Origin of the sequence: Corynebacterium nasicanis, assembly GCF_042658165.1 — a bacterium.
Lineage (GTDB): Bacteria > Actinomycetota > Actinomycetes > Mycobacteriales > Mycobacteriaceae > Corynebacterium > Corynebacterium nasicanis.
Map to the genome: position 1 here is coordinate 209,960 of NZ_JBHSQE010000004.1, position 21,989 is coordinate 231,948.

The window sequence follows — 21,989 nt, forward strand, 5'->3', positions numbered from 1 at the left end:
TGTGCTTCTTCCGGGATTAGGGACGGGCGTTGAGCGCGGCTGCTTCGGCAGCGACCAGATCGAAGGCGGCGAGTTCCGGGGTGTGTCGGGCGCAGAAGGCCCAGGTATGACGAAGTTCGTGCAGCTCCTTGACAGGCCGGATGATGCGGTGGGCGGCGGCCCGGGCGAGGAGACTTGATACGAAGGAGATGTATGGCACGAACAGCCAGTTGTCCTCCGTCGCACAATGATTTTCCTCGGGGAGGAGGGCCAGGGAGCGGGCCGTCTTCTTCAGCTCAGGATCATTGAGGCGGTCGACGAGGTTCTCCCAGTTCTGGAGAGCACCGAAGAGCTCGCCGATTCGTGAACTCGAGGTGAACTCGCGACGATTCTCCATCCACACCAATTGCGCGGCGACACGGGAGTCAGCGGAGATGAAGGAAGCTCCCACGGCAGAGAAGCCGAGGCTGTCGCGAAGCTTGCTCACGTCCTGTTTCCGCACGAGTGTCAGTTCTGCCGGGCTCAGCACATGCTCCTGCACGACCGGGATGCCCTGACTGGACCCGGTGAAAATCTCCCAGAGTTCATGGCCGCCGACTGTCCGCACGTAGTGCTCGGATTCCGTGCGTTCAGCCGCCGTCGAGGGATCGTCGGCACGCGAGCTCTGCAGGACCCGCAGGTCATTCATCTCCTGAATCAGCCCGATCCAGGGAGTCGGGTGAATGTCGCCGGCGGTGATGATACTGCTGAAGTTCTCGACGGCGAGACCGGAACGGATGAAGGCCTCGAGCTGACGTACCCGGGGGATTTCGCTGTTATCCAGTTCTGCGAGCGAGATGCGGGGCGATGCGGTCAGGTACTCCAGCGTCGTGGCGTCAAACTGGGACAGGGTCGGATGAGCGCGGTTGTGGCTCTGCGCCAAAACATTGTGCATTCGGTCGCGAATGTCCCACACCTTCTGTACTTCACCCGGCAACAGCTCGCGATCACGGGTGAACAGCCACCGATGCTGGTTGAGCGGATCAAGAGCCGGCTCCAACTCGGATTCTCCGACGAGGAGAGATCGGGAGGAGGGGATCTCAGGCTCCCACGTCATCAGAAACTCTTCTTCCCGAGTGTCGATGATGAGGGGTCCGTCTGTCACGAGCTCGGTTGGCAGCTGTCCGTGGGTGCCGGTCATGTTGATCCGGACGGGAGGTGCTGCCGGGTCATGGAGCTTCCAAGCCCAGGTGACCAGAGGTAGGTCGGTGTGGCGCCCGAGACGGAAGTGCAGAAGATCCTTCTTGATTTCGATCCCTGACAACAGGGGTTTTCGGGACACAGAGAACAACAGTGCGGTTGCTCGCTGCCGAGGATCGGGGCGTTGTGCAGAAGGAATTTTAAACCAAGCATTGCGTTCGTACTTGTCCATGCCCTCTCTTACGTAGTCCTCGATGGTGATGAGGTTCCAGGATGCGAGGACCTGAAAAGTCGAGTTGGTGCTTAGCACAGCAGTCAGGCGGCTAACGGGGCAGGACCATACATTGCTGCTGCCTTTCCTGGACAGTCTGATGACTTCCGAGCTAGTGAATTTTCCGTTGCTTGAGAAATCCACGACGCGAAGCTCGACGTCGAGAACTTGTTGCGGAAACTTCAACTGTATTTCGTCGTTGTCGGCGAGCTCGTCGACGTTGACTGTCACCGGGCTGTCTGCCCAGCGTGTGGCTTCTTCGCGAAGCGGCAGCAGGTACTGGAGGCGAGGTGCATCGACCTGGACATCAAGGTAATAGACCGCAGGTTCACTGGCACTGGCGATCGAGAAAGAGCGGGTACGGTGTTTCGGGCCGAGCGCTTTCAAGCCAAGTGGATGTTTGATCCTCACCTTGGGGGAGGAATTGAATTCAATCCATGCCCTCGACAGGCCGGGTTTTTTCTCTGGCATGTGGGGGACTCGGAAACGACCCCTTTGAACGGCTTGTTCGAAAGAGAGCTTGGCGCCCAATCCCTCGGCCATGTTGAAAATCCGTCGCATGTGTATTCGCTCCCCACGTCGTACCACCACCTCGTATCGTCCGACCCATGGATCATCGAGCTCGTCAAAGATGGCGAATGGCGTGTCCCGGTAGTCATCCTCGACCTCGTAGTAGTCGAAGCTCTCGCGGTTCCCTTCGGAATCAACGAAGAAGTACTCCAGAGACCAGAGAGACTGGTCGGATGGAATAAGGATCTGGGGGGACTTGGAAAACACAGGTTGGAGGTCGCGGCCCTTGAGATACGGGATGGTGGCATCCTTGTCCACCCACTGAGCCTCCACCTTCCGATCTACGGAGAGGGTAATTCTGTGGGCACCTTGCTTGACGGTTAGCGACTTCAGCCCATCGGCCGGTGCTCGCCGGACGGACCATCCTGGCCATCCGCGGACAGGGCCTAAGTCCTCGGGAGAAAACAGGGAGTTAATGCTCATGGAAGCGTCGAGCACGGTTCGAGTCTGAGCCAGAACCAGGGAATCTTGGATGCCTAGCTTGCTCTGGTTAGCACGCAGTCCACCGTCCCAACGGAAGATCAGGAAGGGCAACTGCCGGTTGATCTCCAGCCCCAGTTTGGCTGGAGTTCCGTCGGGGAGGAGGAGTGACAGCCGAGAGAACGGCTTGTCAAGGACCAAAGAAGTGCTCTCAAATCCACCGGTCGACCAGTCGAAGTCAGGCATCACGCTCACTATTTCGTCGTCGATATGCACCATCCAGGGGGCAAGTTCTCCCTCACGGTATAGACCTCGGGGAATGGCCGGGAAGACGACGCGTAATGCCATTCCTTCCAGATCCAGCGACAAATATGGCTGTTCGAGCTCGACAGAGGAGTCAGCGGCCGCTGCCTCCTCCTTGAGGGGAGTCCCACCCGAAGTGACCAAGTGGACCAAATGCGTAAACAGTGGTTCCGGCAGCCCGTGGGTGCCTTGGAAATCTGCGGGATCTACCCCTGATTGAGAGAAGTAGGCGCGGACTTCTTCGATGCGGGAAATGACGTCGGCGGCTCTGGCGGGGATGTGAGTAGCGAGGTTGTGTACAGCGACGGGGATCCCGTGGTTCCGGGCCTGATGGGAGAACTCGTTGACGGCATAGTGCCCACAGTCGTCCGAATCAGGGAAATGTAGGTTTCTGGTGTGTAAGTCGCCGAGGTACGAAAGAACGCTACTCAGGTAGCGATTGGGAAGCACGGAATGCAATTCGATAGTTCCCACGTAATCTCGCCCGGAGAGGTCGGCTGTGGTGAAGGTAGCCAGCTTCTTGCGCTGCAGAATTCGGTGGAGGTCCCTGCGCACAATCGACTCCAGTCGACTGCTATCCCGGATACCGATGAGCTTTCGGAACTCGCCCCAAAAACTATCTGAGGAGTTCAGAAGGGCGGTTCCTGTGAGTCCTGCGATGAATACCAGGGGAAAGTCGTCGATGAGCTTCTCGACGGCTAGCGGGTACTGGATGACACCTTGGAGTGCCTCACCCAGCAACCCGAGGAGCCATCGGTATTCGTCGGTTGTAAGTCCCATGTCCGCAGCCAGAAGCGGATCCGGGAGCGCCACCTTTGTGCCCTTGTTGTCAATGGGAGAAATCCGCCAGGAGAGCTCGCGCTCAGCCGCGCCCATTCGTTCCGTGAGGGTTCCGAAGCCCTCGGACTCCTCGACCAGGTCGCGCACGGTTCTTGCTCGTTGTCCCTTTGTCACTTGTGCTCTTTCAGTCACTGTCCCCGGAATTGGATATGTCTAACCTTATCCAGTGCAGCTGACGGAGGGAGCGCAAATTGGAACAAACGTGTGGCCTACGGGGACACCGGCCACTCACCCACCACCGTCAGCGTCTGCGTCGCGCGGGTGACAGCGACGTAGAGGTCCTGCCAACCCTGGGGCGACTGCTCGACGATGCGGGCGGGGTCGAGCACGATGACGTGGTCGAACTCGAGGCCCTTGATCTCGGAAACGTTGGAGGGGGTGATGACCTGGGTGAGGCCGTCGTCACGCACCTCCGGGATGGAACCTGCGGGCAGCCACACGACCTCGTGCCCGGACTCGCGGATCGCCACGGCCGGGGTCGCCGCGGGGTCGATGACGGCCAACACCTGGTTGGCCACCTCCATGATCTCCACCGGGGTGCGGTAGTTGACGGTCAGTTCGTGGTGGCGGAAGCGGCTGCCCACGTAGGGTTCGAGGGTCGCGGCCCAGGTGTCCACGCCAGCGGGGGAGCCGGTCTGGGCGGTGTCGCCGACCAGTGTCATCCAGCGCGCGGGGCTGCGGCGGAAGACCATGCGCCATTCCATGGGGGAGAGCTCCTGCGCCTCGTCGACGATGACGTGCCCGTAGGCCCACTGCAGGTCTTCGCGGGCGCGTTCGGCGGTCGAGCGGGAGTCGCGGATGAGCTGGCGCTGGGCGAGGGTCTTGGCGTCGATGACGTCTCCGGCGGCGAGGTGTTCGGCGTCGAAGATGTCGCCGAGGTCATCGTCATCCACGGAGGCCGAGGACTCGAGGATGTCGAGCAGGTCCTGCGCGTCCTCGATGTCGTCCTCGGTGGTGGCGGCGTCCTCATCAGTGTCGGGCAGGCCGATGAGGACGGCGAGCTCGTCGAGAAGCGCGGCGTCACTGGCCGCCCACGGCGAACCGTCCGGTCGCCACAGCGCCTCCCGCGTCTCCTCGTCGTAGTCGGCGGCGGCGAGGTCGATCGCCTCCCGCGACTCCAGCAGGCCGCGCAGCACGTCCTCGGGGGTCAGCTCCGGCCAGAATTCCTCCACGAGCTTCTCGACGCCCCCTTCCTCCGCCAGGTCATCATGCAGCTGGTCGATGTCCGCCCGGGAGAGCAGATTCGCGCCGCCGAGGGGGTCGGCGCCGATCTTCTCCGCCAGCTGGAGGGCCAGGGACTCGATGAGGTGCTCGGCGAAGATGGCGCGCGCCTCGTTGTGGGGGCGTCGCGAGCGGCGGGCGCGGGTGCGGGCGGCCTTGACGAGGGGGGCGTCGATAAGCAGGCGGAGCGAGCCGTGGGTGAGTTCGACGGGAGCGGCGGGGAGCGTCTCATGCGCGCGGACGGCTTCGCGCAGGATGGTCACCATCTCCTCCGAGCCCTTGATCTCCCTGGTCAGCAGGGATTCCGGGGCGCTTCCGGAGACACCGGGGAAGAGATCGCCGATGGTGGAGAGGACCACGCCGGTCTCGCCGAGTTCCGGCAGGACGCGCGAAATGTACTCGAGGAAGGTTGAATTCGGGCCGACGATGAGCACGCCGGACTTCGAGAGCTGCTCGCGTGCGGTGTAGAGGAGGTACGCCACCCGGTGCAGGGCGACGGCCGTTTTGCCGGTGCCGGGGCCGCCCTCGACGACCATGACGCCGCGGGTGCCGTCGCGGATGATGAGGTCCTGCTCGCGCTGGATCGTCTCGACGATCGAGGTCATGTGGCCGGTACGCGCGGCCTGCATCGCCTGGACCAGCGCGGATTCACTGCCCACGCCCCCGCGGCCGAGCCCGGCGTCGGGTCCCGAGAGCCACTCGTCGTCGATGCCGGTGACCGCGCGGACCCGCGTGCGGATGTGACGGCGCAGGTGCACGCCCTCCGGCTGCGCGGTGGTGCCCAGGTAGAAGGGGCGGGCCATGGGGACGCGCCAGTCGAGGAGGAGGGTGCGGTAGCCTTCCTCGCGGATGTCGAGACCCATGCGACCGATGTAGCGACGGTCCAGCTCCGGATGGCCGGGGACGGGGTTCTCGGGGACGGTGTCGGGATCGTCGATGTCGATGCGCCCGAACACGAGACCCAGCTGCGCCAGGTTGAGTCGGTCGAGCCTCGCATTGAGCCCGTGGTACTCGGTCTCACGGCGGATGAGTGCGTCGGCGTCCGGGTTGGCCGGGTCCACCTCGAGCTGCACCTGGCGTAGTCGCTCGTTGGCGGCGGTGACCTCGGCGTCGAGACGCGCGAACAGGTCATCAACGTAGGCCTGCTCGTGGGCGATCTCGTTGTGGTTGCTCACCTGGATCTGAACCTCCTGAAAAGAACGGACCATCCAGGATAGCGCGTGGCGGGGCCAGGGTGGTGTTGGCACGTGAACCACTCCTGTCACAGACCGCGACCTGGGGAAACGGCGGACGGCCGATAAGTTCACGTGCCAACGCAAGGGGAGACACCACGAAGAGAACCCCCGCCGCAGCGGGGGTCAACTCCTCGGACTCTTAGGCGCCGAGCTTCTTCTGCGCCTTGCCGATGGCCTTGTCGGCACGGGACTGCAGCTTGCCGGCGTTCTTGCGGGCCTGCTTGGCGGCGCGGCCGGACTTCTTCTCGGCGGCGACGAGGGCCTGATCGGCGCGCTCCTGGGCCTTCGTGGCGGCCTGGACGAAGCCCTTGCGGGCGGTGGCGGCGTTGTCCTGGGCGGCGGTCAGCCAGTCGTCCTTGTTGTCCTGGAAGTAGTCGCTCACCTTGTGGGCGGCGCCGGCGGCAGTCGCGGTGGCTGCGGCAGCCGTCGCGGTGGCGGTGTCCTTCCAGTCGTCCTTGTTGTCCGCGTAGTAGTCCTGCGCGCGGTGGGCGTACTCGCTCACCTTGTCGGAGGCCTCCTCGAACCAGTCGCGGGCGGAGTCGCCGAACTTCTCGGTCTCGGTCTTGGTCGGAAGCGCGGCCTGGACCTTCTTGGTGGTCACCTCCGCGGCCTTGTTGGCGCGCCACTTCAGACCGGGCTTGCCGGCGGTGTCGGCGGAGGTGATGAAGAGGCCGCCGAGGAGCGCCAGGTTGGTGAGGAAGCCGGAACGGCGGGCGCTGCGCTCGGACTTGTCCTGGGTCTCCCAGAAGGCGTGGCGGGAGATCATCGTGGGGATGGCCGTGGCGGCGAGCACGGTGGCCGAGACGCGGGGCAGGAAGCCGACGGCCAGGGCGCCACCGGCGGCGACCTTGGTGCCTCCGACCGCGCGGACGACCAGCTCGGGGTCACGCGGGACGCGGCGGGCGTACTCGCGGGGCAGGATCGCACGGGCGCGCTTGATGAGGGTCTCAGCAGCCTCCGTGTGCTCGGAGGTGTTGAGCAGGCTGTCGGCGCCGTCGGCGATGTAGACGGAGGCGATCATGGGACGGGCGATCTTGCGAAGCATCATTGTTCTCCTTGACTTATGCGTGTTCCATGCGACGGTTTGTACCTGTTCCACTGTAGCGAGGAATTCTCACCAGCGGCGCTCCCACCAGTCGTCCAGGTGGGGGCGCTCGGCGCCGAGTGTGGTGCCTTCGCCGTGGCCAGGGTGCACGTGGGTGGCGTCGTCGTACTTGTCGAAGATCCGCTCGGTGACGTCCTTGAACAGGCGGACGAAGTCGCTCTCCGAGGTCGTCTTGCCCAGCCCGCCGGGGAAGAGACTGTCGCCGACGAAGAGGTGGGTCTCGCCGTCGATCTCGGCGGTGAGGGCCACGCCGCCGGGGGTGTGGCCGCGGAGGATGGCCACGGGGAAATCGTGCCCGGCGAAGGGGAGGGTGTCGCCGTTGTTGAGCTCGACGTCGACCTCCGCGGGCAGGGCAGGGGAGTCGAGGAAGGAGGAGTAGTGGGTGGCGCCGGTCTTATCCAGCACCTCGACGAGCGCCCGGTGGTGATCCGGGTGGCGGTGGGTGGTGAGGACGGCGGTGATGCGCGCGCCGGCCTCCTGGGCGAGGTTCAGGAGCACCGGGGCGTCGTCGGCGGCGTCGATGAGCAGGGCCTCGTCGCCGGAAACGAGGAGGTAGCAGTTGTTGTCCATCTCTGAGACAGAGATCTGATGGAGGGTGAGGTTGTCGGTCATGTCACCCAGGGTAGCCCTGTCCGCTTCATCGGTAGTATGTTCGAGGGCATAGTGAAACGGGAGGAACCCATTGGCTGACCGCCTCATCGTGCGCGGAGCGCGCGAGCACAACCTCAAGGGCGTCGACATCGACCTGCCCCGCGACACCATGGTGGTGTTCACCGGACTGTCCGGCTCGGGCAAGTCCTCACTCGCCTTCGACACGATCTTCGCGGAGGGGCAGCGTCGTTATGTCGAGTCGCTGAGTTCCTATGCGCGCATGTTCCTCGGGCAGATGGACAAGCCGGACGTCGACTTCATTGACGGTCTCTCGCCGGCGGTGTCCATCGACCAGAAGTCGACCAACCGTAACCCGCGGTCGACGGTGGGCACGATCACGGAGATCTACGACTATCTGCGTCTGCTCTTCTCCCGCGCCGGCACCGCGCACTGCCCGGTGTGCGACGAGAAGATCACCCGCCAGACCCCGCAGCAGATCGTCGACCAGGTCCTCGCGCTGGAGGAGGGCCTGAAGTTCCAGGTTCTGGCCCCGGTGGTGCGGACCCGGAAGGGTGAGTTCGTCGAGCTGTTCAAGGACCTCGCGTCCCAGGGTTTTTCGCGCGTGCGCGTCGACGGGGAGGTGTACCAGCTTTCGGAGCCGCCGACGCTGAAGAAGCAGATCAAACACGATATCGACGTCGTGGTGGACCGCCTCCAGGTCAAGGCCTCCCAGAAGCAGCGCCTCACCGATTCGGTGGAGACGGCCCTGGGGCTGGCCGACGGCCTCGTGGCCCTCGAGTTCGTCAGCCGCGCGGAGGATGATCCGGAGCGCTATGTCCTCTTCTCGGAGAAGCTGGCCTGCCCCAACGGACACGCCCTCGACATCGACGAGTTCGAGCCCCGCGCCTTCTCCTTCAACTCGCCTTATGGCGCCTGCCCCGCCTGTGACGGTCTGGGTACGCGCACCGAGGTGGACATCGACCTCATCATCCCGGACCCGGACGCACCGGTCATCCGCGCCGTCCAGCCGTGGACCGCCAGCCCCAACGCCGGGTACTTCGAGAAGCTCGTGGAAGGCCTGGCCGCCGCCCTCGACTTCGATCCGGAGACGCCCTACAGCGAACTGACCGCCACGCAGCGTAAGGCGCTCGTCCACGGTTCCAGCACCGAGGTGTCGGTGCGCTACAAGAACCGCTACGGGCGGATCCGTAACTGGACCGCGCCCTTCGAGGGCGTCATGGCCTACCTGCACCGCAAGATCGACCAGGTGGAGAGCGAATGGTCCAAGGACCGTTTCCTCGCCTACACCCGGGAGGTGGCCTGCCCGACGTGTGGTGGCGCCCGTCTCAAGCCGGAGATTCTCTCCGTGAGGCTCGAATCGCAGGAGCAGGGCGCGCTGTCCATCGCCGGGCTGACGGAGCTCTCCATCGCCGACGCCCGACACTTCCTGGACACCCTCGTGCTGGGGCGCAAGGAGGAGATGATCGCCGGGGCCGTGCTCAAGGAAGTGCAGGCCCGCCTGCAGTTCCTTCTCGACGTCGGATTGTCCTACCTCACCCTCAACCGCGCCGCCGGCACCCTCTCGGGCGGCGAGGCGCAGCGTATCCGCCTGGCCACGCAGATCGGCTCGGGTCTGGCGGGTGTGCTCTACGTCCTCGACGAGCCCTCCATCGGCCTGCACCAGCGGGACAATCAGCGGCTCATCGCTACCCTCAAGCGCCTGCGCGACATCGGCAACACCCTCATCGTCGTCGAGCACGACGAGGACACCATCCGGGAGGCCGACTGGCTCGTCGACATCGGTCCGCAGGCGGGTGAGTACGGCGGCGAGATCGTCTACCAGGGCGAGCCTGCCGGCATTTACGACGCCGCGGGCTCCATCACCGGCGACTACCTGTCAGGTCGGCGCGTGCTCGGCGTCCCTGCTTCTCGACGCCCCGTCGACCCCGACCGCCAGCTCACCGTCGTCGGCGCCCGCGAGAACAACCTGCAGGGCATCGACGTGTCCATCCCGCTCGGCGTCCTGTGCTGCGTCACCGGCGTCTCCGGGTCGGGCAAGTCGACGCTCATCAACCAGATCCTGGCGAAGACCCTGGCCAACGAGCTGAACAAGGCGCGTCAGGTGCCGGGTCGCGCCAAGCGGGTGGAGGGCACCGCTCACCTGGACAAGCTCGTGCAGGTGGATCAGTCGCCCATCGGCCGCACCCCGCGGTCCAACCCGGCGACGTACACGGGTGTCTTCGACAAGATCCGCAAGCTTTTCGCGGAGACCACCGAGGCGAAGGTACGCGGCTACAAGGCCGGACGCTTCTCCTTCAACATCAAGGGCGGGCGCTGCGAGGCCTGCCAGGGTGACGGGACCCTGAAGATCGAGATGAACTTCCTGCCGGATGTCTACGTGCCCTGCGAGGTGTGTGACGGCGCGCGCTACAACCGCGAGACCCTGGAGGTCCGTTACAAGGGCAAGACCATCGCCGAGGTCCTGCACATGCCGATCTCCGAGGCCGCGGAGTTCTTCGAGCCCATCAGCTCGATCCACCGTTACCTGCAGACGCTCGTCGACGTCGGCCTCGGTTACGTCCGCCTCGGGCAGGCCGCGACCACCCTGTCCGGCGGCGAGGCCCAGCGCGTGAAGCTGGCTTCCGAGCTGCAGAAGCGCTCGCAGGGGCGCACGGTGTACATTCTCGACGAACCGACCACCGGCCTGCACTTCGAGGACGTGCGCAAGCTCATGCTCGTCATCCAGGGGCTGGTGGACAAGGGCAACTCGGTCATCATCATCGAGCACAACCTCGACGTGATCAAGGCTGCCGACTGGATCATCGACATGGGTCCGGAGGGCGGCTCCGGCGGCGGCCAGGTGGTCGCCGAAGGTACCCCGGAGGAGGTGGCGAAGGTGACCGGGTCCTACACCGGTCAGTTCCTCGCCGAGGTGCTCTGATCGCTGCGCCGTCGCGTGCGCAGTGAGGCCATCGCCAGCAGCGCGATACCGGAGACGAGGAAGGCCAGGGCCCGCGGCAGGCCCTCCAGGGTGCCGAGGTCGAAGAACACCAGCTTCACCACACCCGCCACCGCGAGCACCATGCCGGCGCCCAGGGAGGCCCGGTCGGACAGCCCCGGGGCGACCAGGAGAATCCAGGCGGCCAGCGCCATCCACAGCACGCTCACCAGGGCGTGGCCGATGAGGTAGCCCAGCCACATGCCGTTGGTGCCGCCGATGAGGTTGCCCAGCCACGTGGCGGCGGTGACGACCGTGACCATGGACAAGTGCAGCCCTGCGACGGCGAAGAGAACCTGGGCCGCCACGGGCAGCCCCCCGAGGACCTTCCGGTGGGCCAGGACGACACCGAGGAACACCGCGATGAGTCCCGCCTGGACCAGCGCGATGTGGTCGGTGAGCCAGAGGGGGGACTTGTTGAGCACGTTGCGGGACAGCATGAACGTCACCGTGAGGGCGGCACCCAGCCAGAAGGCCCAGGGCGCCACGCGGGTCTCACCCTGGGAGTCGAGCCAGATGACGGCGATGATCGCGGCGACGAAGAAGAGGGCGACGACGATGGTGGCGTCGATAAGCACGCCCGCGCCGAACGGGGGAGTCAACCACCACACGAGGACGAAGGCGACCGCGGTGGCGCACACCCCGACCACTCCGAGCAGGTGATCGTGGCGGTATCCGAGGACCGCCAGCGCGACGGTGGCGGGCACGAGCAACCAGATCGCCCACGTGTCCGCGGAGGTGAAGGCCGCCAGCACGAGCAGACCCAGGGGGACGGCGAAGGTGGTGAAGACCTCGGCGCGATCGTCCTCCAGCGGGAAGCGTAGCGAGACGGCGGCGAAGGCGAGGGCCGTGCCCATGCCCACCAGCGAGGCGACCAGGGCGGACGTTTGCGGGGCGGCGAAGAAGTAGTCGAGGACGGTGGTGGTCACCCAGAACTGGATGAGCAGCGCCATGAGTCCGGCGATGATCCGCACCTCGCGCTGCTGCTTGACGCGCGTCACCCCGAGGAGGGAGACGGGCAGGAGCATCGTCAACCAGCTCGCGGGAATGTCCGCACTGTAGAAGCTGGGGACGACGGCGATGAGCGAGAGCCCCATGAAGAACGCCACCCAGCGGATCGTGCGGGCCTCCGTGAGCGCCAACAGCGCCAGCCACACGGCCAGCAGCACGACCACCGCCAGCCAGGCCGGCCACCAGCCGAGTTGGGTCACCAGGGCCCACAGGATGACTGTCGACACCAGCCACGCCGTGACGATGAGCGCCGTCACCCCGGCCTCCATGCCGGCGGTGTCGCGGTCGGTGACGCGACGTCGATAAGCATCCAGCCACAGGCCCGCGCCGAGCAGCGCCGCCGCCAGCAGAGCAGAAAGGAGCACGCGACCCAGCGGGCCGAGCAGTCCAGCCTGGATGGCCAGCGCCACCGCCAGGCCCACGCCCGCGACCGTGATGAGCGAACCGACGACCGCCACCGCCCGGATGACCTTCGTCTCGGTCGGCACCGGGGGCTTCGGGGGGCGGGCGGGTTTCTCCGGGTAGCGGGGTCGGAAGCGTTCGTAGACCTGGGCGGGGACGGGGGCGGGGGCAGGCGCGGGAACCGGGGCTGGCACGGGGGCCGGCGCCGGCGTTGTGTCCTCGAGGAGGCGGGAGAGGGAACGGCGGGCGTCGGCAAGCGCGGCCTCGGCGGCCTCGATGCGGCGGAGGGTGAGTCGCAGCTCCATGGCGTCGCGGGGATCGGCGGTCATACGATCACCCTATGCCTGCATGAGGCTCCCGGCGACCTTCTACAATGAAGTTCATGAATCGCCAGGACCCGGAGACCTCGGTCTTCCCGGCACAGGAGTACCGCCGCCCGCGGGAACGCTCCGGCCTGGCCCTCGTCCTGCTGGCCCTGCTGCTGTTGGGAACCGTGGTGCTCGGCGTGTGGATCTACCACACCTTCCTGCGCGCGGACGAGGCTCCCGTGACGCCGCCCCCACCCCCGCAGACGACGGTGGTGACGGTGACGCCTACACCGTCCACGCCGCCGCCCACGACCACGGTGACGTCAACGACCCAGACCACCCCAACCACCTCGACGACCGAGCCGCCCACATTCCGCGCCCCTGACTACGCGGTGCAGTGCGCGGCGAACGTCACCTGGCGCATCTTCCGCGCCACGGACCAGACGAGCTGTGGCTTCGCGGAAAACGTCGCCGTCGCGATGCGCCCGCACGCAGGCTCGACGACTGCGCACGAACTGACGGTGCACAGCCCCGTCACGGGCCAGAACTACCGCATGACGTGCGTGCCGGAGGGGGACAGTTCCTTCACGTGCCGCGGCGGGGACAATGCCGTCGTCGTCCTGGAGGCCCGCGAAATACGGGACTGACCCGACCGGGGTATAGTTCCCAGCCGTGAAGAAGTGGTTGTCCGGGGCGCTGGTGCTCCCGGTGTTCGTCGGCCTGCTGGCCGGATGCGTCCGCGACGGCGCGGCGGAGGATCTGCACCAGGAAGCCGCTGCGGAGGACATGCTCAACGCCGCCGCCATGCGCGAGGAACTGTTCGCACTCGCCGCGGAGGTGGGCGCCGATCACGGCGGACGGGTCGGCATCGCGGTGGCCACCGGCGAGGACGTGATCCATGTGGGCCTGAGCGGCAATTCCTACGCCTGGTCGACCATCAAGGTGCCGGTGGCGGTGGTGGCGGACCGGGAAGGGGTGGCCACCGATGACCTCATCGAGGCGGCGATCAGCTCTTCCGACAACGAGGCCGCCTACTACCTCTCCCAGGCGATCGACCACGACCTCGCCGACCTGGACCACGCCCCGGAGCTGGCGGAACTGCCCGGCGAGACCTTCTGGACACTGAAGGAGCAGGCGCAGTTTGCCGCTCAGCTCCCGTGCGTGGACACCGCCGGCACCACCTACGCCGCGATGGCCGACATCGTGGACTGGCAGCAGTACGGCCTGGCGAACATCAAGGGCGCGCATTTCAAGGGCGGCTGGGGGCTCGACGGACCGATGCTCTACGCGGTGCGGCAGATCGGCACGGTGCCGGTGAAGGGCGGATATGTGGGGGTTGCGATCATGTCGTACCCCGATGACGGTGACCATGACACGGGCGTCGATATCCTCGACGCCCTGAGCCTGGGCATTGCCGATCTCATCGACACCCACGCCCTGGGGTCAGCCGCGATTTGCACCGCGCGCTGATGACACGCTAAGGTTGTCCGCACTACCACCCGTGCACCTTCTCCAGGGGTTCGGGCCACAAGCGGAGATCATCCCACCTCATGCCGCCGACGTCAGTCGGTTGGATACAGGTCAAGCGTAGGGCCGTTATGCGGCCTTATCTGAGATCTCCCGCCGCCGGATACATCCGGCAGGCGGGTTTTTCTCGTGGGGAAGATCCTCGCAGGTGGCACGGTATGTTTCACGAAACCCGCTACTTGAGGAGTTACACATCAGCGCTGAAGCTCGCATTAATGAGCGTATCCGAGTTCCCGAGGTCCGCCTGGTCGGCCCGGGTGGTGAGCAGGTCGGAATCGTCCGCACGGATGATGCCCGCAAGCTCGCATACGAGGCAGATCTCGACCTGGTCGAGGTGGCCCCGAACGCCAAGCCGCCGGTCGCGAAGATCATGGACTACGGAAAGTTCAAGTACGAGCAGGCCCAGAAGGCCCGCGAGTCCCGCAAGAACCAGCAGCAGACTGTGGTCAAGGAGCAGAAGTTCCGTCCCAAGATCGATGACCACGATTACGAGACGAAAAAGGGCAACGTGATCCGCTTCCTGGAGAAGGGATCCAAGGTCAAGGTGACCATCATGTTCCGCGGTCGTGAGCAGTCGCGTCCGGAGCTCGGCTACCGGCTCCTCGAGCGCCTGTCTGAGGATGTCAAGGATTACGGCATCGTCGAGACGCGCGCCAAGCAGGACGGCCGCAACATGACCATGGTGATCGGACCCCTCCGCAAGGGCAAGAAGTAGACACCGTTTTCAACCGGGATTTAAGGACTTAACTCTCATGAAGCAGAAGACCCACAAGGGCACCGCCAAGCGTGTGAAGATCACCGGCTCCGGCAAGCTGCGCCGCGAGCAGGCCAACCGCCGCCACCTCCTCGAGGGCAAGCCGTCCACCCGCACCCGTCGCCTCAAGGGCACCGTCGACGTGGCCCCGGCTGACACCAAGCGCATGAAGCGCCTCCTCGGCAAGGCTTAAGACAAGCCGCCTTTCCACCCCCACATCTCAATCGTTTAAGGAAGTATCACCGTGGCACGTGTCAAGCGGTCCGTCAACGCCAAGAAGAAGCGTCGCGCAATCCTCAAGTCCGCCAAGGGCTACCGCGGCCAGCGCTCCCGCCTCTACCGCAAGGCCAAGGAGCAGTGGCTGCACTCCATGACCTACGCCTACCGCGACCGTCGCGCGCGCAAGGGCGAGTTCCGCAAGCTGTGGATCCAGCGCATCAACGCCGCTGCCCGCATGAACGACATCACCTACAACCGCCTCATCCACGGCCTGCGCCTGGCTGAGATCGATGTCGACCGCAAGATCCTCGCCGAGCTGGCCGTCAGCGACTTCGCTGCCTTCTCCGCTCTCTGCGAGGCCGCCAAGGCTGCTCTGCCGGAGGACGTCAACGCCCCGGTCGCCGCTGCCTAAAGCTGCTTATCGACGTCCCGCTGGTTCGCCCGGCGGGACGTTCGTGATTCCGGGGTGGGGTCGTTGACGATTTCGTCAGACGCGGGCGGTCAGATCCAGTGTCTTAGGTCCGGGGTGTTGGTCGTAGGGTGCCGGGGGTGGGTGACGAAATCGTCATGGGTCCGACGGTTGACGATTTCGTTAGACGCGGGCGGTCGGATCCAGCACCTTAAGTCCGGGCTTCCGTGCGTAATCCGCCGGGGGTGGGTGACGAAATCGACACCGGGGAACCTTTCCCCAGTTTCCCGAGTCCAATAGCTCATGGACCTAAACGGGGAGTACTGGACGACAGAGGAACTGAAGGACCAGGGGGTGTCGGAATACCAGATCAAGCGGGCGCTGAAGGCGGGGACGTTGCACCGCCTGGCGCACGGCATCTACATGCGGGAGGAGCCGGGTGGGTGGGCCCTGCTCAGAGCGCTGCATCACCGCTACCCGGAGCTGGTGTTCCGCGGGCACACGGCGGTGTCGATCTACGGTCACCGGGACACCGTGATGCAGCCGGTCCTGGGACTGGTGCCCAAGGGCCAGCGTCGTCCGGGCACGGAACGGGTGAGCGTGGGCCGACCCCGCACCATCAATGGCGCAGAGTTCCAGGGGTTGCCGGTGGTGACGCCGACCGAGGCGATCGCGGAGGATTCGATGCTGCACCGGGTGGGGCGGTTGAAGTTCCTGGAGCAGCTGTACAGCGGTTTCGACGGGCGCGAGCGCTTCGAGCGGGACCACGCGCAGCTGACGCAGGACCTGCAGGATGCCCTCGCGCCGTTGCTGGGGAAGTGCGTGGTGGGGGCGTCGAGCCAAATGGAGCGCTTCTTTCACCTGGAGTTGCGGGCGCGGGGGATCGAGAGCATCCCGAACTTCCGGCTGGGGCCGTATACGTGGGACGTGGGCGTCGAGAAGAGTACGACGGTGATCGACCTCGACAGCCTGCTGTTTCACGGCAAGGAGAACTCGCGGACCTTCATCATCGACAGGTGGAAGGCGAACCATGCGGAGATGATGGGGTGGGGACATCTGCGGTTTACGGATGCGTGCTTGCGGGATCCCGTCGCGAAGCGGAAGGCGATCGAGGAAATCGAGCATCTGCTGGAGCATCGCGCGGCGACCGGCCCCGGGCAGGCGGTGGCAGGGCGGGTGGAGGTGGGCGCGTGGGAGGTTCACGATCATCTGCGGAATGTGACTTAGACGCAAGCGGGCGGGGAGGGCTCCCCATCAGCTGGAAGCTGGGAGACCTGCAGTTTTAGGCTGACATCAGTCACTGATCAACCCCCTCACTCAGGAGAACAAGATGTCCGAGTTCTACGACCAGAACGGTCTTCCCCTCAACGTCCAGCCGCAGTACACCGCCCCGGCTCAGCCGCAGTACCCGGCCCCGGTCCAGCCTCAGTACGCGGGCCCCATCCAGCAGAAGTCCGCCTTGCTGGCCGCGCTGCTGTGCTTCTTCTTCGGCATCTTCGGTGTGCACAACTTCTACCTCGGGCACACCAACCGCGGTGTGATCATGCTGGTGCTGTCGTTTGTTGTTCTGCTGACCTGGTGGATGGGGGTCGGTCTGGTCATCCTGGGGGCGCTGCTCATCTGGGAGCTGATCGACTTCATCATGCTGCTGACGAAGTCGGGTCCTTTCCAGCGCGATGGTCGCGGAGTACCCCTGTCGTAGGTTGGGCGGGGCCGCGGGGGCCGGGGGAGTGTTAGGATCCCAGCCGGCCACCGACCCCTTTCTCCCGCAAGGACCTCAACCATGACGAACCCTTTCAACCAGCAGCAGTACGACCAGAACGGTATGCCGATCGCGCAGCCGATGTACGCACAGCCGCAGTACGGCATGATGCAGCCGCAGGCGCCGGCGAAGTCGTGGGTCGTGGCGATCCTGCTGGCGTTCTTCCTCGGGTCTCTGGGCGTGCACAACTTCTACCTCGGCTACACCAACCGTGGTGTGGTGCAGCTGGTGCTCACGATCTTCGGCTGGGCCACCACGGTGCTGCTCATCGGGTTCATCTTCCTGGCGATTGTCTGGGTGTGGGTGCTCATTGACTTCATCTTGATCCTGCTGCGCTCCGGCGGCATGGCCACGGATGCGAACGGTGTCCCGCTGTCCTAGTTGTGTCAGGGTGCACTGCTAGCCTGAAGCGCATGAACCTCGACTTCACGGATCCTTTCACTGAGCGCACGCCCCGGATTGTCAATGCTGCGAAGTTGCAGCGGGCTGCGGGCCGGAAGAAGGCGAATCTGTTCATCGTGGAGGGGGAGAACGCGGTGGAGGCGGCGGTGGCGACCGGCGCCGCCCGCGACGTCTTTGTGACGGAGCAGGCGGCGCGTCGTTTTGAGGAGATCCTCATCACCTGCGGGCATATGGGGGTCTACGTGCACGCTATCGATGACAAGGCGGCGCGGTCGTTGTCGGACACCGTGAGCACCACCGGGCTGTTCGCCGTGTGTGAGCCGGTGCTGTGGACGGTGGGCAAGGCGCTCCGGGGGCGCCCGCAGCTGGTGTCGGTGCCGGTGGAGACTTCTGAGCCGGGGAATGCCGGCACGCTCATCAGGGTCGCTGACGCGATGGGCGCCGACGCCGTCGTTTTCGCGGGGGAGACGACGGATCCGCAGTCGAGTAAGGCGGCGCGGGCCTCGGCGGGGTCCCTGTTCCACCTGCCGGTGGCGCGCAACACCAACGTCAAGGACGTGCTCGGGCAGCTGCGCGCGGCGGATCTGCAGATCCTGGCCACGGCCGCCGACGGGGAGGTCGAGCTGGACGACGCCGCGGAGCTCCTCTCCGCGCCCACCGCCTGGTTGTTCGGCAACGAGGCCCACGGGCTGGGGGAGGAGCTGCTGGGGCTGGCGGACCACCGGGTGCGTATTCCGATCCGGGGGCGCGCGGAGTCGTTGAACTTGGCGACGGCCGCGTCGATCTGCCTCTATGAGTCGGCGAAGGCCCAGGCGCGTGGGCGTCGATAAGCGCGGGTATGCTGTACAGGTCTGAAATTTGCGCCCAGGTGAAAAGGTAAAGGCACGTGTCTGACACTCCGGAAATTGAACTGACCGAGGCGGGGCTTGGCGCCGCCGCGGACCGGGCTCTCGCCGCTTTCGATGCGGCGACGACCCTCGAGCAGCTGAGCGTCGCTCGTCGCGACCATCTCGGCGATGAGGCCCCGATCCCGCAGGCCCGCCGCGCGCTCGGCACCCTGCCGAAGGAGCAGCGTAAGGACGCCGGCCGCCTGGTGAACATGGCGCGTGGGCGCGTCGAGAAGCACTACAACGAGGTGCTCGCGGACCTGGAGGTCCGACAGCGCGCGGAGCAGCTGAAGGCGGAGAAGGTCGACGTCACGGTGCCGACCACCCGTGAGCAGGTCGGCGCCCTGCACCCGATCACCTCGCTCATGGAGACCATTTCCGACATCTTCCTCGGCATGGGCTGGGAGATCGAGGACGGCCCCGAGGTGGAGGCCGAGTACTTCAACTTCGATTCCCTCAACTTCCTCCCGGACCACCCGGCCCGCACCCTGCAGGACACGTTCCACGTCGGCGAGGAAGGCTCCCTGCAGGTCCTGCGCACCCACACCTCCCCGGTGCAGGTGCGGTCCATGTTCGACCGCGACGTGCCGCTCTACATCGCCTGCCCGGGCCGCGTGTTCCGCACCGATGAGCTCGACGCCACGCACACCCCGGTGTTTCACCAGGTGGAGGGGCTGGCCGTGGACAAGGGTCTGACCATGGCGCACCTGCGCGGCACCCTGGACCACCTGGCCAAGACGCTGTTCGGCCCGGAGACCAAGACCCGGATGCGCTCGAACTTCTTCCCCTTCACGGAGCCCTCGGCGGAGGTCGACGTGTGGTTCCCCAACAAGAAGGGTGGCGCGGGCTGGATCGAGTGGGGCGGCTGCGGCATGGTTCACCCCAATGTCCTGCGTGCCGTGGGCGTGGATCCGGAGGTCTACACCGGTTTCGCGTTCGGCATGGGCCTGGAGCGCACCCTGCAGTTCCGCAACGGTCTGTCCGACATGCGTGACATGGTCGAGGGTGACGTCCGTTTCACCCTGCCTTTCGGTATTCAGAAGTAACCCCGGTTCAGAGAGGAACTCCAACACAATGCTGCTTGCACAGAACTGGGTCACCGGACTGCTGCGTCACGCCAACCCCACTTTCGGCGTCACCGCTGAGGAGCTGGATGCCGGCTACGTCCGCGTCGGTTTCGAGACCGAAGGCTACGAGCCGATCCCGGAGACCACCGGTCCGCTGGTGTTCGGCGTGGTCAAGGAGATCAAGGAGCTCACCGAGTTCAAGAAGCCGATCCGTTACTGCCAGGTCGACGTCGGTGACGCAAACGGCACCGGTGAGCTGCAGGGCATCGTCTGTGGCGCGACCAACTTCGTCGAGGGCGACACGGTTGTCGTGGCCCTCCCGGGTGCGGTCCTGCCGGGCAACTTCGCCATCGCCGCCCGCAAGACCTACGACCACATCTCCAACGGCATGATCTGCTCGGCCGCGGAGCTGGGTTTCACCGACAAGTCCGCCGGCATCCAGACGTTTGATCCCTCTTACGGACAGCCGGGCGAGGATGCCCGCGAGGCCCTCGGCCTGGGCGACACCGTCTTCGACGTCAACGTCACCCCGGACCGCGGCTACGCGCTGTCCGCCCGTGGTCTCAGCCGCGAGCTGGCTTCGGCCTTCGATCTGACCTTCACCGATGTGGCGCTCGAGCCTGCCGTCGGTGGCTTCGATCTGTCCGGCGTGCCCGCCGCCGCCGGTGAGCTGCTGCCCATCGACATCCGCCCGGAGACGAAGACCATTCGCTTCGGCCTGCGCAAGGTTACCGGCATCGATCCGGCCGCCGAGTCCCCGTTCTGGCTGCAGCGCGAGCTCATGCTCTCCGGCCAGCGCCCGGTCAACGCCGCCACCGACGTGACCAACTACGTCATGCTGCTGCTCGGCCAGCCGATGCACGCCTTCGACGCCGCGCAGATCACGGGTGGCCTCGTGGTGCGCAACGCCGCCGCCGGCGAGGAGTTCGAGACCCTCGACCACGTGAAGCGCACCCTCGACGCGGCGGATGTGGTCATCTGCGACGACACCGGCATCCAATCCCTGGCCGGCGTCATGGGCGGCACCCGCTCCGAGATCTCGGATGAGACCACCGACGTCTACTTCGAGGCCGCCACCTGGGATCCGCTCACCGTCGCGCGCACCTCGCGCCGTCACAAGCTCTCCTCGGAAGCTTCTCGACGCTTCGAGCGCGGCGTCGATCCCGCCATCGTCGAGGCCTCCCTCGACCTGGCGTGCGCCCTGCTCGTGGAGATCGCCGGTGGTGCAGTCGCGCCCGAGCGCACCATCATCGGCGAGGTCCCGGCCATGCCGACCATCACCATGCCGGTCAACCACCCCTCCGACCTGGCGGGTGTCGAGTACTCCCGTGAGACCGTCGTGCAGCGCCTCGAGGAGGTCGGCTGCACCGTCGCCGTCTCCTCCTGCGGCGGCAAGCTCGAGGTCACCCCGCCGACTTGGCGCGGTGACCTGCGCATCCCCGCTGACCTGGTTGAGGAGGTCCTGCGCCTCGAGGGTCTGGAGGCCATCCCGCTGGTCCTGCCGACCCCGGTCGGTGGTCGCGGGCTCACCCCCGCGCAGCGCCGTCGCCGCGCCGTCGGCCATGCCCTGGCCTACAACGGCTACGCCGAGATCCTGCCGAGCCCGTTCATCGCCAACGACACCTTCGACGTGTGGGGGCTCGCAGCCGATGACGAGCGTCGCAATGCCGTGACCGTGCAGAACCCGCTCGAGGCCGACCGTGCGATCCTGGGCACCACGCTGCTGCCGACGATGCTCGACGCCGTCGTGCGCAATGTCGCCCGCGGGCGTAACGACGTCGCCCTCTTCGGCCTCCAGCAGGTCGCCTTCGCCGGCGCCGATCGCTCTCCGATGCCCTCGGTGGCGCAGAAGCCGAGCGACGCTGAGCTCACCGAGCTTGTCGATTCCCTGCCGTACCAGCCGCTGCACGTGGCCACCGTCGCCACCGGGCAGCTCGAGTACGAAGGTCCGTGGGGCGAGGGCCGCGCCTACACCTGGGCCGATGCCATCGAGTCCGCCCGCGTCGTGGCCCGCGCCGCCGACGTGGAGCTCGAGCTCGAGTCCGTCGAGCAGCTGCCCTGGCACCCGGGCCGCTGCGCCGCCCTGCTTGTCGACGGCCGCGTCATCGGCCACGCCGGCGAGCTCCACCCGCAGGTCCTTGAGGCCCTCGGCCTCCCGGCCCGCACCTGCGCCATGGAGCTGGACCTCACTGCGCTGCCGCTCACCGAGAACTTCCCCGCCCCGGTGCTGTCCTCCTACCCGGCGCTGCACCAGGACATCGCGCTCGTCGTCGACGAGTCCGTCCCGGCCGAGCAGGTCCGCCGTGTCGTGGCCGAGGGCGCCGGCGATCTCCTCGAGGACGTCGAGCTTTTCGACGTCTACCGCTCCGCCCAGCTCGGTGAGGGCAAGAAGTCGCTCGCCTTCTCCCTGCTGTTCCGCGCAGGTGACCGCACCCTCACCGACGAGGAGGCCAACGAGCGTCGCCTCGCGGCCGCTGAGCTGGCGAAGTCGACGTTCGGCGCCGAAATGCGTGCTTAGGTTCAGGAAAG

Annotated in this window: 17 protein-coding genes; 12 read left to right on the forward strand and 5 right to left on the reverse strand. The window is 66.0% G+C overall.

Annotated elements, in window-relative coordinates; all coding sequences use genetic code 11:
• Positions 1 to 16: 16 nt before the first annotated feature.
• From ACFPUZ_RS07380 to ACFPUZ_RS07395, 4 genes are all read right to left on the reverse strand, one after another.
• Positions 17 to 3,649 (reverse strand): hypothetical protein, encoded by a 3,633-nt coding sequence (locus ACFPUZ_RS07380; RefSeq protein ID WP_377001166.1) that lies wholly within the window; start codon positions 3,647 to 3,649, stop codon positions 17 to 19.
• 122 nt (positions 3,650 to 3,771) lie between these two features.
• Positions 3,772 to 5,991, reverse strand: coding sequence for a HelD family protein (locus tag ACFPUZ_RS07385; protein ID WP_377001168.1), 2,220 nt, complete (start codon positions 5,989 to 5,991; stop codon positions 3,772 to 3,774).
• A gap of 166 nt (positions 5,992 to 6,157) precedes the next feature.
• Positions 6,158 to 7,063, reverse strand: coding sequence for a DoxX family protein (locus ACFPUZ_RS07390; RefSeq protein ID WP_377001219.1), 906 nt, complete (start codon positions 7,061 to 7,063; stop codon positions 6,158 to 6,160).
• A 69-nt stretch (positions 7,064 to 7,132) separates the two neighbouring features.
• Positions 7,133 to 7,735, reverse strand: a complete 603-nt coding sequence (locus ACFPUZ_RS07395) for an MBL fold metallo-hydrolase (protein ID WP_377001169.1) — start codon at positions 7,733 to 7,735, stop codon at positions 7,133 to 7,135.
• A gap of 70 nt (positions 7,736 to 7,805) precedes the next feature.
• Between ACFPUZ_RS07395 and uvrA the strand changes: the two genes are divergently transcribed.
• Entirely contained in the window at positions 7,806 to 10,655 is a 2,850-nt protein-coding gene (uvrA, locus tag ACFPUZ_RS07400) for an excinuclease ABC subunit UvrA (RefSeq protein WP_377001171.1), read from the forward strand.
• Here uvrA and ACFPUZ_RS07405 read toward each other — a convergent pair.
• Positions 10,631 to 12,454: a DUF2339 domain-containing protein gene (locus tag ACFPUZ_RS07405; protein WP_377001172.1), complete on the reverse strand. Its 1,824-nt coding sequence runs from the start codon at positions 12,452 to 12,454 to the stop codon at positions 10,631 to 10,633. The genes uvrA and ACFPUZ_RS07405 overlap by 25 nt on opposite strands.
• A gap of 53 nt (positions 12,455 to 12,507) precedes the next feature.
• Between ACFPUZ_RS07405 and ACFPUZ_RS07410 the strand changes: the two genes are divergently transcribed.
• The 11 genes from ACFPUZ_RS07410 to pheT all read left to right on the forward strand — a co-directional run bounded on the left by ACFPUZ_RS07410 (position 12,508) and on the right by pheT (position 21,978).
• On the forward strand, positions 12,508 to 13,080 hold the full coding sequence (locus ACFPUZ_RS07410) for a hypothetical protein (protein ID WP_377001173.1): 573 nt from the start codon (positions 12,508 to 12,510) through the stop codon (positions 13,078 to 13,080).
• A gap of 25 nt (positions 13,081 to 13,105) precedes the next feature.
• Entirely contained in the window at positions 13,106 to 13,903 is a 798-nt protein-coding gene (locus ACFPUZ_RS07415) for a serine hydrolase (RefSeq protein ID WP_377001175.1), read from the forward strand.
• Between the two features lie 205 nt (positions 13,904 to 14,108).
• Entirely contained in the window at positions 14,109 to 14,675 is a 567-nt protein-coding gene (gene infC, locus ACFPUZ_RS07420) for a translation initiation factor IF-3 (protein ID WP_377001177.1), read from the forward strand.
• A 37-nt stretch (positions 14,676 to 14,712) separates the two neighbouring features.
• A complete protein-coding gene (rpmI, locus tag ACFPUZ_RS07425) occupies positions 14,713 to 14,907 on the forward strand; it encodes a 50S ribosomal protein L35 (RefSeq protein ID WP_085549674.1) in 195 nt (64 codons plus the stop codon).
• A 51-nt stretch (positions 14,908 to 14,958) separates the two neighbouring features.
• Positions 14,959 to 15,345: a 50S ribosomal protein L20 gene (gene rplT, locus ACFPUZ_RS07430; RefSeq protein ID WP_377001179.1), complete on the forward strand. Its 387-nt coding sequence runs from the start codon at positions 14,959 to 14,961 to the stop codon at positions 15,343 to 15,345.
• Positions 15,346 to 15,645: 300 nt separating this feature from the next.
• A complete protein-coding gene (locus ACFPUZ_RS07435) occupies positions 15,646 to 16,569 on the forward strand; it encodes a type IV toxin-antitoxin system AbiEi family antitoxin domain-containing protein (RefSeq protein WP_377001180.1) in 924 nt (307 codons plus the stop codon).
• A gap of 103 nt (positions 16,570 to 16,672) precedes the next feature.
• On the forward strand, positions 16,673 to 17,044 hold the full coding sequence (locus tag ACFPUZ_RS07440; RefSeq protein ID WP_377001182.1) for a TM2 domain-containing protein: 372 nt from the start codon (positions 16,673 to 16,675) through the stop codon (positions 17,042 to 17,044).
• Positions 17,045 to 17,125: 81 nt separating this feature from the next.
• Entirely contained in the window at positions 17,126 to 17,485 is a 360-nt protein-coding gene (locus ACFPUZ_RS07445; protein ID WP_377001184.1) for a TM2 domain-containing protein, read from the forward strand.
• Positions 17,486 to 17,517: 32 nt separating this feature from the next.
• Positions 17,518 to 18,336: a TrmH family RNA methyltransferase gene (locus tag ACFPUZ_RS07450; RefSeq protein WP_377001186.1), complete on the forward strand. Its 819-nt coding sequence runs from the start codon at positions 17,518 to 17,520 to the stop codon at positions 18,334 to 18,336.
• Positions 18,337 to 18,392: 56 nt separating this feature from the next.
• Positions 18,393 to 19,439 (forward strand): phenylalanine--tRNA ligase subunit alpha, encoded by a 1,047-nt coding sequence (gene pheS, locus ACFPUZ_RS07455; RefSeq protein WP_377001188.1) that lies wholly within the window; start codon positions 18,393 to 18,395, stop codon positions 19,437 to 19,439.
• Between the two features lie 28 nt (positions 19,440 to 19,467).
• Positions 19,468 to 21,978 carry a phenylalanine--tRNA ligase subunit beta gene (gene pheT / locus ACFPUZ_RS07460; protein WP_377001189.1) on the forward strand — a complete coding sequence of 837 codons (2,511 nt, stop codon included), beginning with the start codon at positions 19,468 to 19,470 and terminating at the stop codon, positions 21,976 to 21,978.
• The last annotated feature ends 11 nt before the right edge of the window (positions 21,979 to 21,989 follow it).